Annotated in this window: 12 protein-coding genes and 1 pseudogene; 8 read left to right on the top strand and 5 right to left on the bottom strand. The window is 73.6% G+C overall.

Annotated features, from left to right (window positions below):
• Positions 1–19: 19 nt before the first annotated feature.
• On the top strand, positions 20–1,378 hold the full coding sequence (locus tag AMK21_RS28695; protein WP_073882073.1) for a hemolysin family protein: 1,359 nt from the start codon (positions 20–22) through the stop codon (positions 1,376–1,378).
• A complete protein-coding gene (locus tag AMK21_RS28690) occupies positions 1,375–2,472 on the top strand; it encodes a hemolysin family protein (protein ID WP_073882072.1) in 1,098 nt (365 codons plus the stop codon). Before AMK21_RS28695 ends, AMK21_RS28690 begins: the two co-directional genes overlap by 4 nt.
• A 124-nt stretch (positions 2,473–2,596) precedes the next feature.
• On the opposite strand, the gene AMK21_RS28685 is transcribed toward AMK21_RS28690, so the two are convergent.
• Both AMK21_RS28685 and AMK21_RS28680 read right to left on the bottom strand, forming a co-directional pair.
• Complete coding sequence (locus AMK21_RS28685) at positions 2,597–4,516, bottom strand: AAA family ATPase (RefSeq protein ID WP_073882122.1); 1,920 nt, start codon at positions 4,514–4,516, stop codon at positions 2,597–2,599.
• A gap of 359 nt (positions 4,517–4,875) precedes the next feature.
• Positions 4,876–5,505 carry a uridine kinase family protein gene (locus tag AMK21_RS28680; RefSeq protein ID WP_073882071.1) on the bottom strand — a complete coding sequence of 210 codons (630 nt, stop codon included), beginning with the start codon at positions 5,503–5,505 and terminating at the stop codon, positions 4,876–4,878.
• Between the two features lie 185 nt (positions 5,506–5,690).
• Between AMK21_RS28680 and AMK21_RS28675 the strand changes: the two genes are divergently transcribed.
• The gene (locus tag AMK21_RS28675; RefSeq protein WP_073882070.1) at positions 5,691–7,061 is read left to right on the top strand and encodes a peptidase C39 family protein; all 1,371 of its coding nucleotides are present in this window, start codon (positions 5,691–5,693) and stop codon (positions 7,059–7,061) included.
• A 22-nt stretch (positions 7,062–7,083) separates the two neighbouring features.
• A pseudogene (locus AMK21_RS28670) lies at positions 7,084–7,401 on the top strand (SAM-dependent methyltransferase); the annotation flags it as partial.
• Between the two features lie 97 nt (positions 7,402–7,498).
• Here the strand turns inward: AMK21_RS28670 and AMK21_RS28665 are convergent.
• Both AMK21_RS28665 and AMK21_RS28660 read right to left on the bottom strand, forming a co-directional pair.
• Positions 7,499–9,055: a PepSY-associated TM helix domain-containing protein gene (locus AMK21_RS28665; RefSeq protein WP_073882069.1), complete on the bottom strand. Its 1,557-nt coding sequence runs from the start codon at positions 9,053–9,055 to the stop codon at positions 7,499–7,501.
• A 166-nt stretch (positions 9,056–9,221) separates the two neighbouring features.
• A complete protein-coding gene (locus tag AMK21_RS28660) occupies positions 9,222–9,821 on the bottom strand; it encodes a hypothetical protein (protein ID WP_073882068.1) in 600 nt (199 codons plus the stop codon).
• A 472-nt stretch (positions 9,822–10,293) separates the two neighbouring features.
• Here AMK21_RS28660 and AMK21_RS28655 point away from each other — a divergent pair, with 472 nt between their 5' ends.
• Together AMK21_RS28655 and AMK21_RS35195 are read left to right on the top strand one after the other, a co-directional pair.
• Positions 10,294–11,466 carry an acyl-CoA dehydrogenase family protein gene (locus AMK21_RS28655; protein ID WP_073882067.1) on the top strand — a complete coding sequence of 391 codons (1,173 nt, stop codon included), beginning with the start codon at positions 10,294–10,296 and terminating at the stop codon, positions 11,464–11,466.
• Between the two features lie 115 nt (positions 11,467–11,581).
• Positions 11,582–11,725 carry a hypothetical protein gene (locus tag AMK21_RS35195; RefSeq protein ID WP_158070735.1) on the top strand — a complete coding sequence of 48 codons (144 nt, stop codon included), beginning with the start codon at positions 11,582–11,584 and terminating at the stop codon, positions 11,723–11,725.
• 132 nt (positions 11,726–11,857) lie between these two features.
• Here the strand turns inward: AMK21_RS35195 and AMK21_RS28650 are convergent, their stop codons facing one another.
• Positions 11,858–12,256: a hypothetical protein gene (locus AMK21_RS28650; protein WP_073882066.1), complete on the bottom strand. Its 399-nt coding sequence runs from the start codon at positions 12,254–12,256 to the stop codon at positions 11,858–11,860.
• Between the two features lie 203 nt (positions 12,257–12,459).
• Between AMK21_RS28650 and AMK21_RS28645 the strand changes: the two genes are divergently transcribed.
• Both AMK21_RS28645 and AMK21_RS28640 read left to right on the top strand, forming a co-directional pair.
• The gene (locus tag AMK21_RS28645) at positions 12,460–12,900 is read left to right on the top strand and encodes an Lrp/AsnC family transcriptional regulator (protein WP_015607305.1); all 441 of its coding nucleotides are present in this window, start codon (positions 12,460–12,462) and stop codon (positions 12,898–12,900) included.
• 46 nt (positions 12,901–12,946) lie between these two features.
• Entirely contained in the window at positions 12,947–14,593 is a 1,647-nt protein-coding gene (locus AMK21_RS28640) for an amidohydrolase (protein ID WP_073882065.1), read from the top strand.
• The last annotated feature ends 204 nt before the right edge of the window (positions 14,594–14,797 follow it).

Genomic DNA, 14,797 nt, shown 5'->3' with positions numbered 1-14,797 from the left:
CCCCGGAGGCGGCGGCCTCATGACCACCCCTCTGCTGCTCCTCGCGGCGGCCTTCCTCCTCATCCTCGCCAACGGGTTCTTCGTGGCAGCCGAATTCGGGCTCGTCACCGTGGACCGGCCCGACGCCGAACGCGCGGCCGCCGAGGGCGACCGGCGGGCCCGCACCGTCGTCGACGCCCTGCGGGAACTCTCCTTCCAGCTCTCCGGCACCCAGCTCGGCATCACCATCACGTCCCTGGTCGTCGGCATGCTCGCCGAACCGGCCCTCGCCCAGCTGCTCGCCGGCCCCCTCACCGCCACCGGGCTGCCCGCGGGCGCGGTCCCCGGCGTCGGTGTCGTCATCGGGATGCTGCTCGCCTCCGCCGTGCAGATGGTCGTCGGTGAACTCGTCCCCAAGAACTGGGCGGTCTCCCGGCCGCTCCAGGTCGCCCGGTTCGTCGCCGGACCGCAGGCCCGCTTCGCGACCCTGCTGCGGCCCGCCATCACCGCGCTGAACACGCTGGCCAACCGGCTGGTACGGCTTTTCGGCGTCGAGCCGACCGACGAGCTGGCCTCCGCCCGAACCCCGGGCGAACTGGTCTCCCTGGCCCGCCACTCCGCCGAGGCCGGCACCCTGGAACAGGACACCGCCGACCTCTTCGTACGGACCCTGTCCCTGGCCGGGCTCACCGCCCAGCACGTCATGACCCCCCGGGTGAAGGTCAGCGCCCTGCACTCCTCCGCGACCGCCGAGGACGTCCTCAACCTCACCCGCGCAACCGGCCTCTCCCGCTTCCCGGTCTACCGGGACCGGATCGACGAGGTCATCGGCATGGTCCACCTCAAGGACGCCCTCGCCGTCCCCGCCCACGAGCGGCTGCGCACCCCGGCCGGCCGGATCGCCGTCGCCCCGCTCCTGGTGCCCGGGACCCTGCCCGTGGAGCGGCTGCTGCGGCGGCTGCGCCACGGGCAGCCGATAGCCGTCGTGGTCGACGAGTACGGCGGCACCGCCGGGGTCGTCACCCTGGAGGACATCATCGAGGAGCTCGTCGGCGAGGTCCGCGACGAGCACGACGCGGTGGGCTCCGACCGCCCCGAACTCACCACCGCCACCGGCGAGGACGGCCGCCCGGTCTGGGACGCCGAGGGCAGCTGCCGGGTCCACACCCTGAGCCGGGCGGGCCTGGAGCTGCCGGAGGGGCCGTACGAGACCGTCGCCGGGCTCGTCGCCGACCTGCTGGGCCGCATCCCCGCCCCCGGTGACCAGGCCGAACTGCCCGGCTGGCGGATCACCGTCCGCCAGGTCGGCCTCAACCGCGCGGAGAGGGTCCGCTTCACCCAAGCCCCCGGCGGGCAGCCGCAGGAGCCCGCCCCGGTCCTGCTGGAGGCCGTGCGATGAGCATGCTCCAACTCGTGTTCGGCGCCTTCCTCGTGCTGGCGAACGGCTTCTTCGTCGGCGCCGAGTTCGCCCTCGTCTCCGTCCGCCGCAGCCAGATCGAACCGTTGGCCGCTCGGGGATCGAGCCGGGCCCGGACCGTCCTGTACGGGCTGGAGAACCTGCCGCGGATGATGGCCGCCGCCCAGTTCGGCATCACCGTCTGCTCCCTCACCCTCGGAGCCGTCGCCGAACCGACCGTGGCCCGCCTCCTGGAGCCGGTCTTCCATCTGGCCCACCTCCCCGAAGGGCTCATCCACCCGCTCGGCTTCGCGCTGGCGCTCGCGCTCGTCGTCGTCCTGCACCTGGTCATCGGCGAGATGGTCCCGAAGAACCTCGCCATGGCCGCCCCGGAGCGCACCGCGCTCCGGCTCAGCCCCGGCCTGGTCGGCTTCGCCCGGCTGTGCCGTCCGGTCACCACCGCGCTGGGCGCCTGCGCCGGCCTGGTGCTCCGGCTCTTCGGCGTCGAACCGAAGGACGAGGTGGAGGCCGTCTTCACCAGCGAGCAGCTCAACCGCCTGGTCGAGGACTCGGGCCAGGCCGGGCTGCTCGGCCCGGACGCCCAGGAACGCCTGGAGGACGCCCTGGTCCTGGGCAGCCGCCCGGTCACCGACGTCCTGCTGGAGCGGGCCGGCCTGGTGACCGTGGACCCGTCGGTGACCCCGCGCCGGGTCGAGGAGCTGACGGTGCGGACCGGCTTCTCCCGCTTCCCCGTCTGCGCGGAGGGCGGGGAAGGCCCCTTCATGGGCTACCTGCACGTCAAGGACGTCCTGGACCTGGAGGACGCCGACCGGGCGGTCCCGCAGCAGCTCTGGCGTCCGATGACGACCGTACGGGCCGAGCTCCCTCTCGACGACGCCCTGACGGTGATGCGCCGCGCCGCGACGCACCTGGCCCAGGTCGCGGACGGCTCGGGCCGCATCCTCGGCCTGGTGGCGATGGAGGACGTCCTGGAGACGCTGGTGGGCGAGGTCCGCGACCCGGCCCACCGGGTGGTGCCGGTGCCCCTGCGCACGGTGGACGCGGCGGGGCCGGAGGGCCGGGCGCTGGTCTCCTGAGGGGGGCCGGATCCCATGCGGACGGGTTCGGGCGGGGCGGATCCGAGGCGTACGGGGTCGGGCGGGCCGGGACTTCCGGGCCCGCCCGGGCCCGTACCGCTCTCAGCGCTACGCTTCCGGGGGCTCACACCCCGCCCGGCTCCTGCTTCCCCCGCCCCACCGGGCCGCGCCCGGACAGCACCTCGCCGTATGCCTGCATCAGGTCCGGCAGCCGGAGCGTGGACAGGTCCTCCCGGCTCAGCGTCCCCGGGTATCCGGAGAGCCGCAGATCGCGGTAGGCGCAGCTCTTCTCGTAGAGCGTGCGCAGGAAGCGGCCGTTGCCCAGCTCGTCGATCCAGCCCTGGTCCACCACATGGCCGCTGATGGAGCGCAGCTCGTCGACCGCCTCCTCGTCCCACACGTCGTCGTTCTCGGCGGCCAGCACCGAGCCGATCGCGGTGAGTTCGAGCGGGCGGTAGCTGGGGAAGTCGACCCGGCTGGTGAAGCGGGAGGAGAGCCCCGGGTTGGTGGCGAGCAGCCGGTCCATGCCTTCCGGGTAGCCCGCGAGGATGACGACAAGATGATCCCGGTTGTCCTCGGCCCGCTTCAGGAGGACCTGGAGGGCCTCGTCGCCGTACGCATCGCCCTTGCTGTAACCGGAGTTGGCCAGGCTGTACGCCTCGTCGACGAAGAGCACCCCGCCGAGCGCCGAGTCGATCAGCTCGTTGGCCTTCACCGCGGTCTGGCCCAGGAACTCGCCCACCAGATCGGAGCGTTGGGCCTCGATCAGATGGTCGCCGCCGAGCAGCCCCAGCGCGTAGAAGACCCGGCCCAGGATGCGCGCCACCGTCGTCTTGCCGGTGCCGGAGGGGCCCGAGAAGACGAAGTGCCGCTTCGGCGGCTGGACGGGGAGCCCCTGCTCGGCCCGCAGCCGGGCCATGTTCAGCTGCGCGGAGAGCGCCTTCACCTGCCGCTTCACCGGCTCCAGACCGACCATGCGCTCCAGTTGGGCCAGCGCCCCGGCCAGCAGGACCGGATCGCTCGGCCCGGCCGGGAAGGTCGGCGGCTTCCGGGTCTTCGTCCGGCGTACGCCCTCGACGGGGGCGGCCGGCGAGGTCACGGTGTCGTCGCCGTCGCCGAGCAGCCCGGCGTCGCCCATGGGCCACGGCTCGCGGCCGTCCACCAGATCCGTGCCCAGGTTCGCGTCGCCGTCCGGGAGCGCCTCCGTCCCCGCCCCTCCCACGCCTCCCGAGCCGAAGCCGGTCAGCATCACGGGGGTCAGGTCGGCGGAGTCGTCGTACCCGTCGCCCTCTACGAGCGCCGCGAGGCGGGCCGAGGTGTCCATGAACGCCGGGTCGACCCGGTGCACCGCCCGGTACAGCGGCAGCGCCGCCGCGCTGCGCCCGGTTCCCTCGTGGGCCCGCGCCAGCCAGTAACGCAGCTCCTTGCGCTGCGGCTGCTCGCTGCGACAGCGCATCAGGGCGGCCGCGAGCAGCGGTTCGGCCTGCCCGTACATCTCCAGCCGGACCCGGGCCATGCCCCCGAAGAGGCCCGCCTCTATGCCGAGCATCGGATCGTCGACGAGCTGCTCGGTGTAGCGCACCAGCTGCTCCCAGTCCTTGACCAGATACGAGCGGCAGGCGTGCAGGAACCGCACCTGCGGGTCCGCGTCCACCGGCGGCAGCCCCGCCAACGCCCGGTCCAGCTCCGGCACATGGCGCCCGTCCAGCCAGTGAGAGGCGTGGGCGAGCAGCAGATCGCGCGGGCTCTCCAGCAGGGGCTGCACCCACCAGCCCAGCCAGTACCAGGAGTTGAGCGGACGGCGGTGCCGGGCCCGCTGCTCGCCGAAGCGGTCGCGGTGCCGGTACATGCGTAAGAGCGCGGTGGCGGTGTCGATGCGCAGCGCGTGGAGGCCGAGCCAGCCGTCCGCCATGCCGGGATCGATCCGTACCGCAGCTCTGAACTCCTCCTCGGCCTGCGGGTAGGCGCCCATCGTGTAGGCGTCCATGCCACGCAGCCAGGCGAGGTCGGCGGGGGCTTGTGCGCCCGGTGTGCCGATGTCCATCAGGTCCCCCACGCCAACCGTTCCCCCAGGATGTCCCGCCCGCACAGCATGCCCACCTGAGCGTGCCGAATCACTGCGCGGAGGAAGGGAATTGACCGCACCGAGGGGCATCGTACCTGCGCACGCGGGAGAAGGCCGGTCAACGGCGGACCAGGCAGGCGGTGACCGAAAGTGAGCGAGTCGCTCTGTGTGGTCGCCGGGCGGCGGTGCGCGCGCAGAACGAAGCCCCCGATCACGGGGGAACAACCGGGGGCTTCGCGTCTGCGGGGGCTCCGAAAAGCCGCACAATGAGAACGTAAGACCAGTACGGCCCCTCGGTCAAGCCGAGTTGAGGCACTTACGGACTGATTTCCGACTGCTCAGTACGGGGGAGCGTGCTGCCTACCCTCTGTGACGAATCGGTTCGCTCCCGCTGTCGCGCCGGGCCCCTCCTGCCACGCGTACCCCTCGGGCAACTGACGTACCAGCACATCGGCGTACGGGCGCGAAGGGTCCTCGGCGAAGTGCGCCTCCTCGGCGGCGGTCCACCCGTCCCAGAACTCCGTGAGCCCCGCGCCGTCCCGCGCCCTCCCGCGCCCCCAGGAGGTCACCCGCTCCAGCTCCATCCAGCACAGCGCCGCCAGCCACGGCCGCACCTCCCGGCGGCCCGCGCCGACGCCCTCGACCAGGGCCACCGGGGCCGGCTCCAGGGTCCGGGCCGGGCCGAAGCGCCGCTCGGTCCAGTCGTACGGCGCGTACCGGGCGGCCTCGCCGCGCGCGAGGGGCAGGAGCACCTGGTCCCGCAGCCGCCCGACCCAGCCGAACAGCTCTTCGTGGGTGGCGAGATCGTCCAGATGGAGCACCGGCGCACCGCCCAGGGCCTCTGCCAGCCGCCCGGCGAACGTGCTCTTGCCCGACCCCGCGTGCCCGTCCACCGCGACGAGCCGGACCGGCCCGCAGGAGGCGGGGAGCGAGCGCAGGGTGGCGGCGTGGCGGGCCAGGTCGTTCATGGCCCCAGGGTACGGGCCGGGAGCCGACATGCCCGGCCCACCGCAGGTCACGCCAGTGGTCCAGACCCATATTGGTGGCGCGGCGCAGGCGCAATCACTGGCCCGACCGAGCCGGGAGACGGGATAGTTGGCTCACCGATCGGCATCCGCAGCCCCACTCCCACCCATGACCGGGGGTCTCGCTCATGACCAGTCCGACCTCACGCAGGGCCGTCCTGACCGCCGCACTCGCGACAGCTGCTGCCGCGGGCACCGCGGCGGCAGCCGGACCCGCGGCGGCCGCACCGCCACCCGCATCGACGCCCTCCGCACCCCAGGCAGCCGCACCCCTCGTGGACAACCGCTTCTGGCACACGTACACCGACTGGCGCTGGGGCTCCGGCGACGGCACCCGGGTCCTTGCGGGCACCCGCCCCGGCCTGGCCATCGCCACCCCCGTCGGCCGCACCGACCACACCGACCCCCACACGGGCAGGACGGCCGCCTGGGAGTACGCCACCTGGACCTCGCCGATCCACCGCCCCGCCGCCCCCGCCACCGAACTGATCACCTCCTGGAACGCCCGTACGCCCACGGGCACCTGGATCGCGGTCGAGCTGAGCGCCAACTACGCGGACGGCACGACGACCCCCTGGTTCGTGATGGGCCGCTGGGCCTCGGGCGACGGCGACATCCGCCGCACATCGGTGGACGACCAGGGGGACCCGTACAGCTCGGTCTGGACCGACACCCTTTCCGTCGACGACGCGGCGAGCGGCGTACGTTTCGCTTCGTACCGCATCCGCCTCACCCTGTACCGCACCCCGGGCACCCGCCTCACCCCCACGGTCTGGCGCGTCGGCGCGATGGCCTCCGCCGTCCCCGACCGCTTCACGGTCCCGGCGACCACCCCGGCCCACGCCCGCGAACTGCGGGTCCCCCGCTACTCGCAGAACGTCCACATCGGCCAGTACCCCGAGTACGACAACGGCGGCGAGGCGTGGTGCAGTCCCACCTCCTCGCAGATGATCGTCGAATACTGGGGCCGCAAGCCCACCGCCGAGGACCTCGCCTGGGTCCGGCCGGGCCTGCCCGACCCCCAGGTCTGCCATGCCGCCCGGTACACGTACGACCATCAGTACGGCGGTTGCGGCAACTGGCCCTTCAACGCCGCCTACGCCGCCACCTACCGGGACCTCAACGCGGTCGTCACCCGTCTCGGCTCGCTCACCGACCTGGAGCGGCTGGTCCACGCCGGAATCCCCGTCATCACCTCCCAGTCCTTCCTGGAGGAGGAACTGCCCGGGGCTGGCTACGGGACGGCGGGCCACCTGATGACGGTGGTCGGGTTCACCCCGGCAGGTGACGTGATCGCCAACGACCCCGCGTCCCCGGACAACGAGGCGGTACGCCGCGTCTACCGGCGGCGCGACTGGGAGAACATCTGGCTCAGGACGAAGCGCTACGACGCGAGCGGCCGGGTCAGGAGCGGTACGGGCGGGGTCTGTTACGTGTACTGGCCGTCGGGGCCGACGCCGGGGCAGCGCCGCGTGCTGCGGTCGCTCGGCCTGCTGTGACTCCGGCGGCGCGTCTCCGCCGGAGTACGCGAAGACGGACCGGCTGTTCCTGGGACGGGTGATACGCCACCTGGTCGGGGAGGAGGGCATCCGGCAGTTCCTGGACATCGGCACGGGGCTGCCGAGCGCCGACAACACGCACGAGGTCGCCCAGCGCGTCGCCCCCGACACGGTCGTGTACGTGGACAACGACCCTCTCGTCCTGGCGCACGCCCGTGCCCTGCTGGTCGGGACGCCCGAGGGGCGCACCGACCACCTGGACGTCCATCTGCGGGACACCGACACGGTTCTGGCCGCCGCGGCGAAGACGCTCGACCTCTCGCAGCCGGTCGGGCTGATGACGGCTCGGGGTCGTCATGCACCCCGAAGCGCAAGCAGAGCTCCGGTGAGGCGCCCGGCCGGGGTGCTTCCCCGGCCGAGCGCTGTGAACCGGACCGTCAGGCCGTACGCCGCTGTCGCCGCACCGCCCCCACCACCACGTCGACCACCAGGAACCCGGCCAGGGTCACCCCCAGGAGGGGCAGCGCCCAGCCCAGGGCGATGACCGCCGGGATGCCCAGGATCACTACCGGCAGCGGGAGCCGCCGCCACGCCCCGCGCTCCGGGGCCCTGCCGACGGGCGCCCGCCGGTCGGCGCGGGTGGGGCGCCGCTGCCACCACATGCGGTAGCCCCAGACGATCACGGCCGTCAGGCCCAGGGCGACCAGCGCCAGCACGATCTGGTTGACGATCCCGAACAGCACGCCCATGTGCCCCTGTACGCCCAGCTTGCTGAGCTTGGACAGGGCCGGATGGTCGGCCCAGTAGGTGCGCGAGGTGATCTCGCCGCTGCTCGTGTCCACGGCCACCCGGTCGTAGTGCACCGGCCAGACGTTGTCGTTCTGCGCCACGGTCCACGCGCTCGCCGCGTCCGCCGCGGGCGTGACCACCAGCGCGCCGCCGAGACCCGCGTCCCGTGCCGCCGCGAGGGCCGCGTCGAAGTCGGCCGGGTCGGCGTCGGCCGTCGCTTCGCCGCCGCCGTGGCCGGCGTGGTCCGAGTGGTCCTCGACGGGGGCGTCCGCGCCCGGGAGGGCGGTGTCGAGGGCCGGGGCGTTGCCGTTCGCCGCGTCCAGCAGCCGCCCGAACCGCTCACCCGCGTAGTTCGACCAGGTGAGACCGGTGGCGCTGAGGAAGACCAGCCCCAGCGCCAGCCACACCCCGGTGGCCGCGTGCCAGCTGCGCGTCCGGCGTACTCCCCGGGCCCTGCGGTCCGGAAGCAGTGCGCCCCGGGCCGACCTCGCACGCTGTCGTCGACTGCGCCCGAGCCACAGGATCAGGCCGCCCACGACGGTCACCCCCAGCCAGCTCGCGGCGACCTCGGAGTACAGGCGGCCCGTCTCGCCGAGGTTGAGGTTGCGGTGGAGGTCGTCGAGCCAGGTGGTGAGCGGCGTCGACCCGAACCAGGTCGTCAGCTCACCCCGTACCTCGGCGGTGTACGGGTCGACGAACACCGTGCGCTGCTTCTCGCCCAGCTCCGGGACCGCGAGCACCACCCGCGTGGTGTCCTCGGGGCCCGGCGGGGTGACCACCGACGCCACGGTGCCCTCGGGGTGCGCCGCCCGCGCGGCGGTTATCTGCTCGGCCAGCGGGCGGGGATCGTCCCCGACCCGCTCGACCCGCAACCGGTCGCCGTACAGGAGCTGGTCGAGCTGGGGCGTGAAGGTGTAGGCCAGTCCGGTCAGCGCGGCCACCAGCAGGAAGGGGGCGACGAGCACCCCGGCGTAGAAGTGCAGCCGGACCAGGAGGTGGCGTACGGCCTCCCAGGAACGGGCGGGCCGCTGCCGGTCGGAGCCGGGTTCCGTGAGGGCGGCGGGACCGTCGGCCGGTTCCGCGGGGCCCTCCGTCGTGGCGGCGGGTTCCGCGGGGCCGTCCGGTCTGTCGCTGTCCGGCTCGCCCTTCGCGGCGTCGGTGGGGTCGTGGTCGTTCTGTGGTATTTCTTCGGTTCCGTGAGACATGCGTGCTCCTCGGAGGGCAGGGCGGAGGGAGGCTCCGTCGACCTGCCGGTGGGGGCCGGGGTTCTGCCCGGGCGGTGGACGCGGTGGCGTTGGCGACCCGGCGGCTCCCGCGCGGAGCCGCGAGCGCCGGATCACCTCCGGCGCTCGCGGCTGGGTGCGGGGCCCGTCAGGCCGCAGCCGCCGTCGGCGGCCCACGCCGGTGGCAGGACCGGGCGAGGAGCGCCCCGAACCGGATCCGCGCGACCACCGGCGGCACCGGGCTCGACCGGGGAAGGCAGGGGAGGGGCGGAGCGGGCCGGGGGGTGACGCGGGGGACGAACAGGCCCGCGAGGCGTCGCAGCACCCGCTCCCCGTGGATCACGCAGAGCGCCGTCCCGAGGGTGGCCGCCGCATGGGCCAGGACCATCCCGGGGTCCATCACGTGCCCGCCGTCGTGGCCGCCGGACGGCCCGGCCGCCTGATGCTCGCCTCCGACAGCCATCGCGGAGTGCCGGCCTCCGCCGGGCGCCGGGAGCAAGTGGAAGGCGCCGTGCAGGGCGAACTGGGTGCCGCCCAGCACCAGCGTCACGACGTCGAAGCGGCGGCGCCGGCCGCCGAAGAGCAGCGCTCCCTGCACGCTCAGGGAGAGGAACAGAAGGGCGAGCACCCCCGCGCCGGGCAGACGTCCGCCCGCCGCGACATGGCTCACGGCGCCGAGAAGCAGGCAGGCGGAGCCGCAGAGCAGGCCCCTGGCGGCTCGCGTCGGCCGGCCGCCCCGTGCACGCATGGAGACAAGGTAGTCAGCCCCTTCGCGCGCTCCCACTCCGGGCCCTGCGTCACGGTCTCTTCCCATGGGGCAGTAGTCGGCCGGGTGGCCGAAAAGGTTCCCGTAATAAAGTCGGAAAGATTCCCGTACGAAAAGCGAGAGACCTCCCGTCCGGACGGGGGTTCGCTGTGCGGCGAGAGGCAGCGGTACGGAGCCGGTCCGGTCGTAACGTACGGAGGCCGCCGAAAGAGCGTCAGCCACTTCCCGGACCTGGCATCCCCTCCGACCAGCCCGTCACCCCGTGACGGGAGGCATCCGATCGGGCATACTCAACCCGCCACAGCCGCTGACCCGCACCCCCCGAGACCCGGAAGGGCAGGATCGGCTGGGCAGTCTGTTTTCCCCGGCTCCGTTCCGGGAGATCACCCGGCGGCGCCTCTCTCACCCCGAGCGCGCGACCGTCGCAACGCCCGACAGGGAGGAGAGCGCCGTCATGTCCGACCGTGCCCCGCAGCCGGTGGAACGCCGTCTGCCCACCGAGGAGTCCCGGCAGCTCGTCGCGCTCGTCCGCGACATCGTGTCCAAGGAGATCGCTCCCCGGGCGGCCGAGGAGGAGGACGCGGGCCACTTCCCGCGCGAGGTCTTCACCCTCCTCTCCGCATCCGGTCTCCTCGGACTTCCCTACGGCTCGGCCCACGGCGGCGGCGACCAGCCCTACGAGGTCTACCTCCAGGTGCTGGAGGAGCTGGCCGCGGCCCGCCTCACCGTCGGCCTCGGCGTCAGCGTCCACTCCCTGGCCTGCCACGCGCTCGCCGGTTACGGCGCCGAGGAGCAGCAGGCCACGCACCTTCCCCAGATGCTCTCCGGCGGTCTGCTGGGCGCCTACTGCCTCTCCGAGCCGGCTTCCGGCTCCGACGCCGCGTCCCTGCGCACCAAGGCCGTACGCGACGGCGAAGACTGGGTGATCACCGGCACCAAGGCGTGGATCACCCACGGCGGCGTCGCCGACTTCTACACCGTGCTCGCCCGCACCGGTGTGGACGGCCCCCGCGGCATCACGGCCTTCCTCGTTCCCGGCGACGCCGAAGGCCTGAACGCCGCCCTCCCCGAGAAGAAGATGGGGATGAAGGGCTCGCCCACGGCCCAGCTCAACTTCGACGGCGTACGGGTCGCGGACGATCGCCGTATCGGCGCCGAGGGCCAGGGCTTCGCCATCGCCCTGTCCGCGCTGGACTCAGGGCGCCTGGGCATCGCCGCCTGCGCGATCGGGGTCGCCCAGGCGGCCCTGGACGAGGCCGTGCGGTACGCCACCGACCGGCGCCAGTTCGGCCGCCCCATCGCGGACTTCCAGGGGCTGCGCTTCATGCTCGCCGACATGGCCACCCAGATCGAGGCCGGCCGGGCGCTCTACCTGGAGGCGGCACGGCTGCGTGACGCGGGGGAGACCTTCTCCCGCCAGGCGGCCATGGCGAAGCTCTTCTGCACGGACGCGGCCATGCGGGTGACCATCGACGCCGTCCAGGTGCTCGGCGGCTACGGCTACACGCTGGACTTCCCGGTCGAGCGGCTGATGCGCGAGGCCAAGGTGCTCCAGATCGTGGAAGGCACCAATCAGATCCAGCGCATGGTCATCGCACGTCACCTCGCGGGCCCGGAGACCCGCTGACCCCCAGGGGGTGCCTGGCACCCCCTGGCGGCCGGTCCGACCGGGCGGGGAGCGCGGCGGCCCGGTTCCACTCCTGGGCGCGGTAGCCCGGCACGGTCCGGCCGCTGCTGCGCCGGTGCCCCGCAACAGGGCGCTGCAGATGGGCGGATCGACGGGGGAGGCCATCGGGGAGTTCCCCGTCGGCCGGGGCAGCGGCTGCGAGAACCGGTTCTTCGGGAGCCGGGGGAGCGAGACGGCGGCGGCCCGAGCCGACCCGTGAATACAGCGTCGTCATACGGGCGTCAACGCCCCGGGGCGTTGCCAGGTCACTGCCGCCGTGAACTGAGTGCCGGTTCGGCGGGTGCCCGTGAGCACCCGCCCGGCAAATGTCCCTGCGGCCTCGGGCGGCGGCTCAGGCGGCCTCGCGCCGCACCCGGGGTACCCGCAGCGGGCGGGAGCCGGGGCCGCCGGCGTGGGAGAAGGGCTGCATCCGCCAGTCGAGACCCTGAGGGAGCGTCAGCAGCAGCGCCGCCTCCTGCTCCTGGGGTTCCAGCGTCTCGTCGGCGGGCCGGGCGTCCGCCACGACGCGGCCGGTGCCGGAGCAGACGGTGAGCACGAACGGGTTCCACGGGGTGGGGCACCGGGCGTGCTCCGGCAGGACGTCCTCGTCGGCCAGCAGTGCGATGGGCTGGGCGCAGTCCGGGCAGACCACCCGGAACATCTCGAACATGTCGTACACATCGGCGCCGTCGTCCTCGTCGGGATCGACAGGCTCCGGTTCGGTACGTCCGGTGAGCTTCATGCTCTGCATGGGATCTTCCCCCCTCGGGTGGGCCGGCACAGCGCCACGGCCTCGACCACAGCAAGCACTTCCCTCCGCTCGCGGCCGATAACCGCGAGGGGGCCCGCTACCGACCCGTAGGTCTGTGGTGTTCGTCACATGCCCCCCGCAGGTGCCGTTCCGTGACCCGCGCGACTGTGCCGACAGGCACCCGGGGCCATAGGTTGATCCGCATGGAGGAGCTGGACCGTCAGATTGTGGAGTTGCTCGTCAAGGACGGGCGGATGAGCTACACCGACCTGGGCAAGGCCACCGGCCTGTCCACCTCGGCCGTTCATCAGCGCGTGCGCAGGCTGGAGCAGCGCGGGGTGATCCGCGGCTATGCCGCCGTCGTCGACCCCGAGGCCGTCGGGCTGCCCCTCACCGCGTTCATCTCGGTGAAGCCGTTCGACCCCAGCGCGCCCGACGACATCGCGGAGCGGCTCGCGGGGGTGCCGGAGCTGGAGGCCTGTCACAGCGTCGCCGGGGACGAGAACTACATCCTCAAGGTGCGCGTGGCGACCCCGCTGGAACTGGAGCACCTGCTCACCCGGATCCGTACGCTGGCGGGCGTCTCGACCCGTACGACCGTCGTCCTGTCCACCCCGTACGAGGCGCGGCCCCCGCGCGTCTGAGGGGGCCGCGGGCCTGCCGGAACCCGGCAGGCGCGAGACTGGTCCCATGACCGAGAGCACCGCCCCCCAGAGCGCCCCCGAACACCGCACCCTCCTGCTGCGCGGGGGAGACGTCCACAGCCCGGCCGACCCGTTCGCCACCGCGATGGTCGTCGAACGCGGGCATGTCGCCTGGGTGGGCTCCGAAGGGGCCGCCGACGCCTTCGCGAGCGGCGTCGACGAGGTCGTCGACCTGGAGGGCGCCCTGGTCACCCCGGCGTTCACCGACGCCCACGTCCACACCACCGCGACCGGCCTGGCCCTCACCGGGCTCGACCTCTCCGGCGCCCGTACGCTCCCCGAAGCCCTCGGCCTCGTCCGTGCGTTCGCGAACCGGCACGCCGCCACCGACGTCCTGCTCGGGCACGGCTGGGACGCCGCGCGGTGGCCCGAACAGCGCCACCCCTCGCGCGCCGAGCTCGACGAGGCGTCCGGCGGCCGCGCCCTGTACCTGCCCCGGATCGACGTGCACTCCGCCGTCGCCACCACCGCCCTGCTGGACCTCGTCCCGGGCGTCACCGCGCTGGCCGGATACCACCCCGACGCGCCGCTGACCGGCGACGCCCACCACGCCGTACGCGCCGCCGCGCACAACGCGCTCACCCCCGCGCAGCGGACCGCCGCCCAGCGCGCCGCGCTCGACCACGCCGCCTCCCTCGGCATCGGCACCCTCCACGAGTGCGCCGGACCCGAGATCTCCGACGAGGAGGACTTCACCACCCTCCTGGCCCTCGCCGCCGAGCGGCCCGGGCCCCGGGTCTTCGGCCTCTGGGCCGAGGAGATCGCCGACGAGAAGGGCGCCCGCCGCATCCGGGAGCTCGGCGCGATCGGCGCGGCCGGAGACCTCTTCGTGGACGGCTCCCTCGGCTCGCACACCGCCTGCCTGCACGAGCCGTACGCCGACGACCCGCAGACCGGCACCGCCCACCTGGACGCCGCCCGGATCGCCGCCCACGTCACCGCCTGCACCGAGGCCGGCCTCCAGGCGGGCTTCCACGCCATCGGCGACGCGGCCGTCACCGCCGTCGTGGAAGGCGTACGGGCCGCCGCCGGGACGCTCGGCCTCGCCCGGATCCGAGCCGCCCGCCACCGGGTCGAGCACGCCGAGATGCTCACCCCCGAGACGATCGCCGCCTTCGCCGAGCTGGGGCTCACCGCCTCCGTCCAGCCCGCCTTCGACGCCGCCTGGGGCGGTCCCGAGGGCATGTACGCCCAGCGCCTGGGCGCCGAGCGGGCCGCGACCCTGAACCCGTACGCCGCCCTCCTGCGCGCCGGAGTGCCGCTCGCCTTCGGGTCCGACAGCCCGGTCACCCCGCTCGACCCGTGGGGGACCGTCCGAGCCGCCGCCCACCACCGCACCCCGGGCCACCGCATCTCCGTCCGGGCCGGCTTCACCGCGCACACCCGGGGCGGCTGGCGGGCCATCGGCCGCGACGACGCCGGGCTCCTGGTCCCGGGGGCACCCGCCGACTACGCCGTCTGGCGGACCGCCGAACTCCTGGTCCAGGCCCCCGACGACAGAGTCGCCCGGTGGTCCACCGATCCCCGATCCGGCACGCCCGGCCTGCCGGACCTGACCCCCGGCGCCGAACTGCCGGTCTGCCTGCGGACGGTGGTCTCCGGACAGACGGTCTACGTGCGACCGAACGAGTGACGTCGGAGGATTCCGTACCGCCGATCGAAGGCTCGGGCACGCGTTCCCGACCTGTGTATCCCGGGCACTGACCAGGCAATTTGGGCAAAAGGCCCAGGTCGCGCGGGTGTTGACAGAACGCGCCCACGGCCCGGTAGGTTCGGCCGGGTCCACCACAGGACGTCCGACCGGTAGACCTCCACGCAGTCGTCGAACGCCGCTGGG

It is taken from the genome of Streptomyces sp. CB00316, from assembly GCF_001905595.1.
Taxonomy (GTDB): Bacteria; Actinomycetota; Actinomycetes; order Streptomycetales; family Streptomycetaceae; genus Streptomyces.
The sequence above is the reverse complement of the archived record's forward strand: the minus strand, read 5'-3'. Positions and strand labels throughout refer to the sequence as shown.

Bases quoted from the DNA above. Each gene is read 5' to 3' on its own strand.
- AMK21_RS28695 (WP_073882073.1), top strand. From the start codon at position 20: ATGACCACCCCTCTGCTGCTCCTCGCGGCGGCCTTCCTCCTCATCCTC.
- AMK21_RS28690 (WP_073882072.1), top strand. From the start codon at position 1,375: ATGAGCATGCTCCAACTCGTGTTCGGCGCCTTCCTCGTGCTGGCGAAC.
- AMK21_RS28685 (WP_073882122.1), bottom strand. From the start codon at position 4,516: ATGGACATCGGCACACCGGGCGCACAAGCCCCCGCCGACCTCGCCTGG.
- AMK21_RS28680 (WP_073882071.1), bottom strand. From the start codon at position 5,505: ATGAACGACCTGGCCCGCCACGCCGCCACCCTGCGCTCGCTCCCCGCC.
- AMK21_RS28675 (WP_073882070.1), top strand. From the start codon at position 5,691: ATGACCAGTCCGACCTCACGCAGGGCCGTCCTGACCGCCGCACTCGCG.
- AMK21_RS28665 (WP_073882069.1), bottom strand. From the start codon at position 9,055: ATGTCTCACGGAACCGAAGAAATACCACAGAACGACCACGACCCCACC.
- AMK21_RS28660 (WP_073882068.1), bottom strand. From the start codon at position 9,821: ATGCGTGCACGGGGCGGCCGGCCGACGCGAGCCGCCAGGGGCCTGCTC.
- AMK21_RS28655 (WP_073882067.1), top strand. From the start codon at position 10,294: ATGTCCGACCGTGCCCCGCAGCCGGTGGAACGCCGTCTGCCCACCGAG.
- AMK21_RS28650 (WP_073882066.1), bottom strand. From the start codon at position 12,256: ATGCAGAGCATGAAGCTCACCGGACGTACCGAACCGGAGCCTGTCGAT.
- AMK21_RS28645 (WP_015607305.1), top strand. From the start codon at position 12,460: ATGGAGGAGCTGGACCGTCAGATTGTGGAGTTGCTCGTCAAGGACGGG.
- AMK21_RS28640 (WP_073882065.1), top strand. From the start codon at position 12,947: ATGACCGAGAGCACCGCCCCCCAGAGCGCCCCCGAACACCGCACCCTC.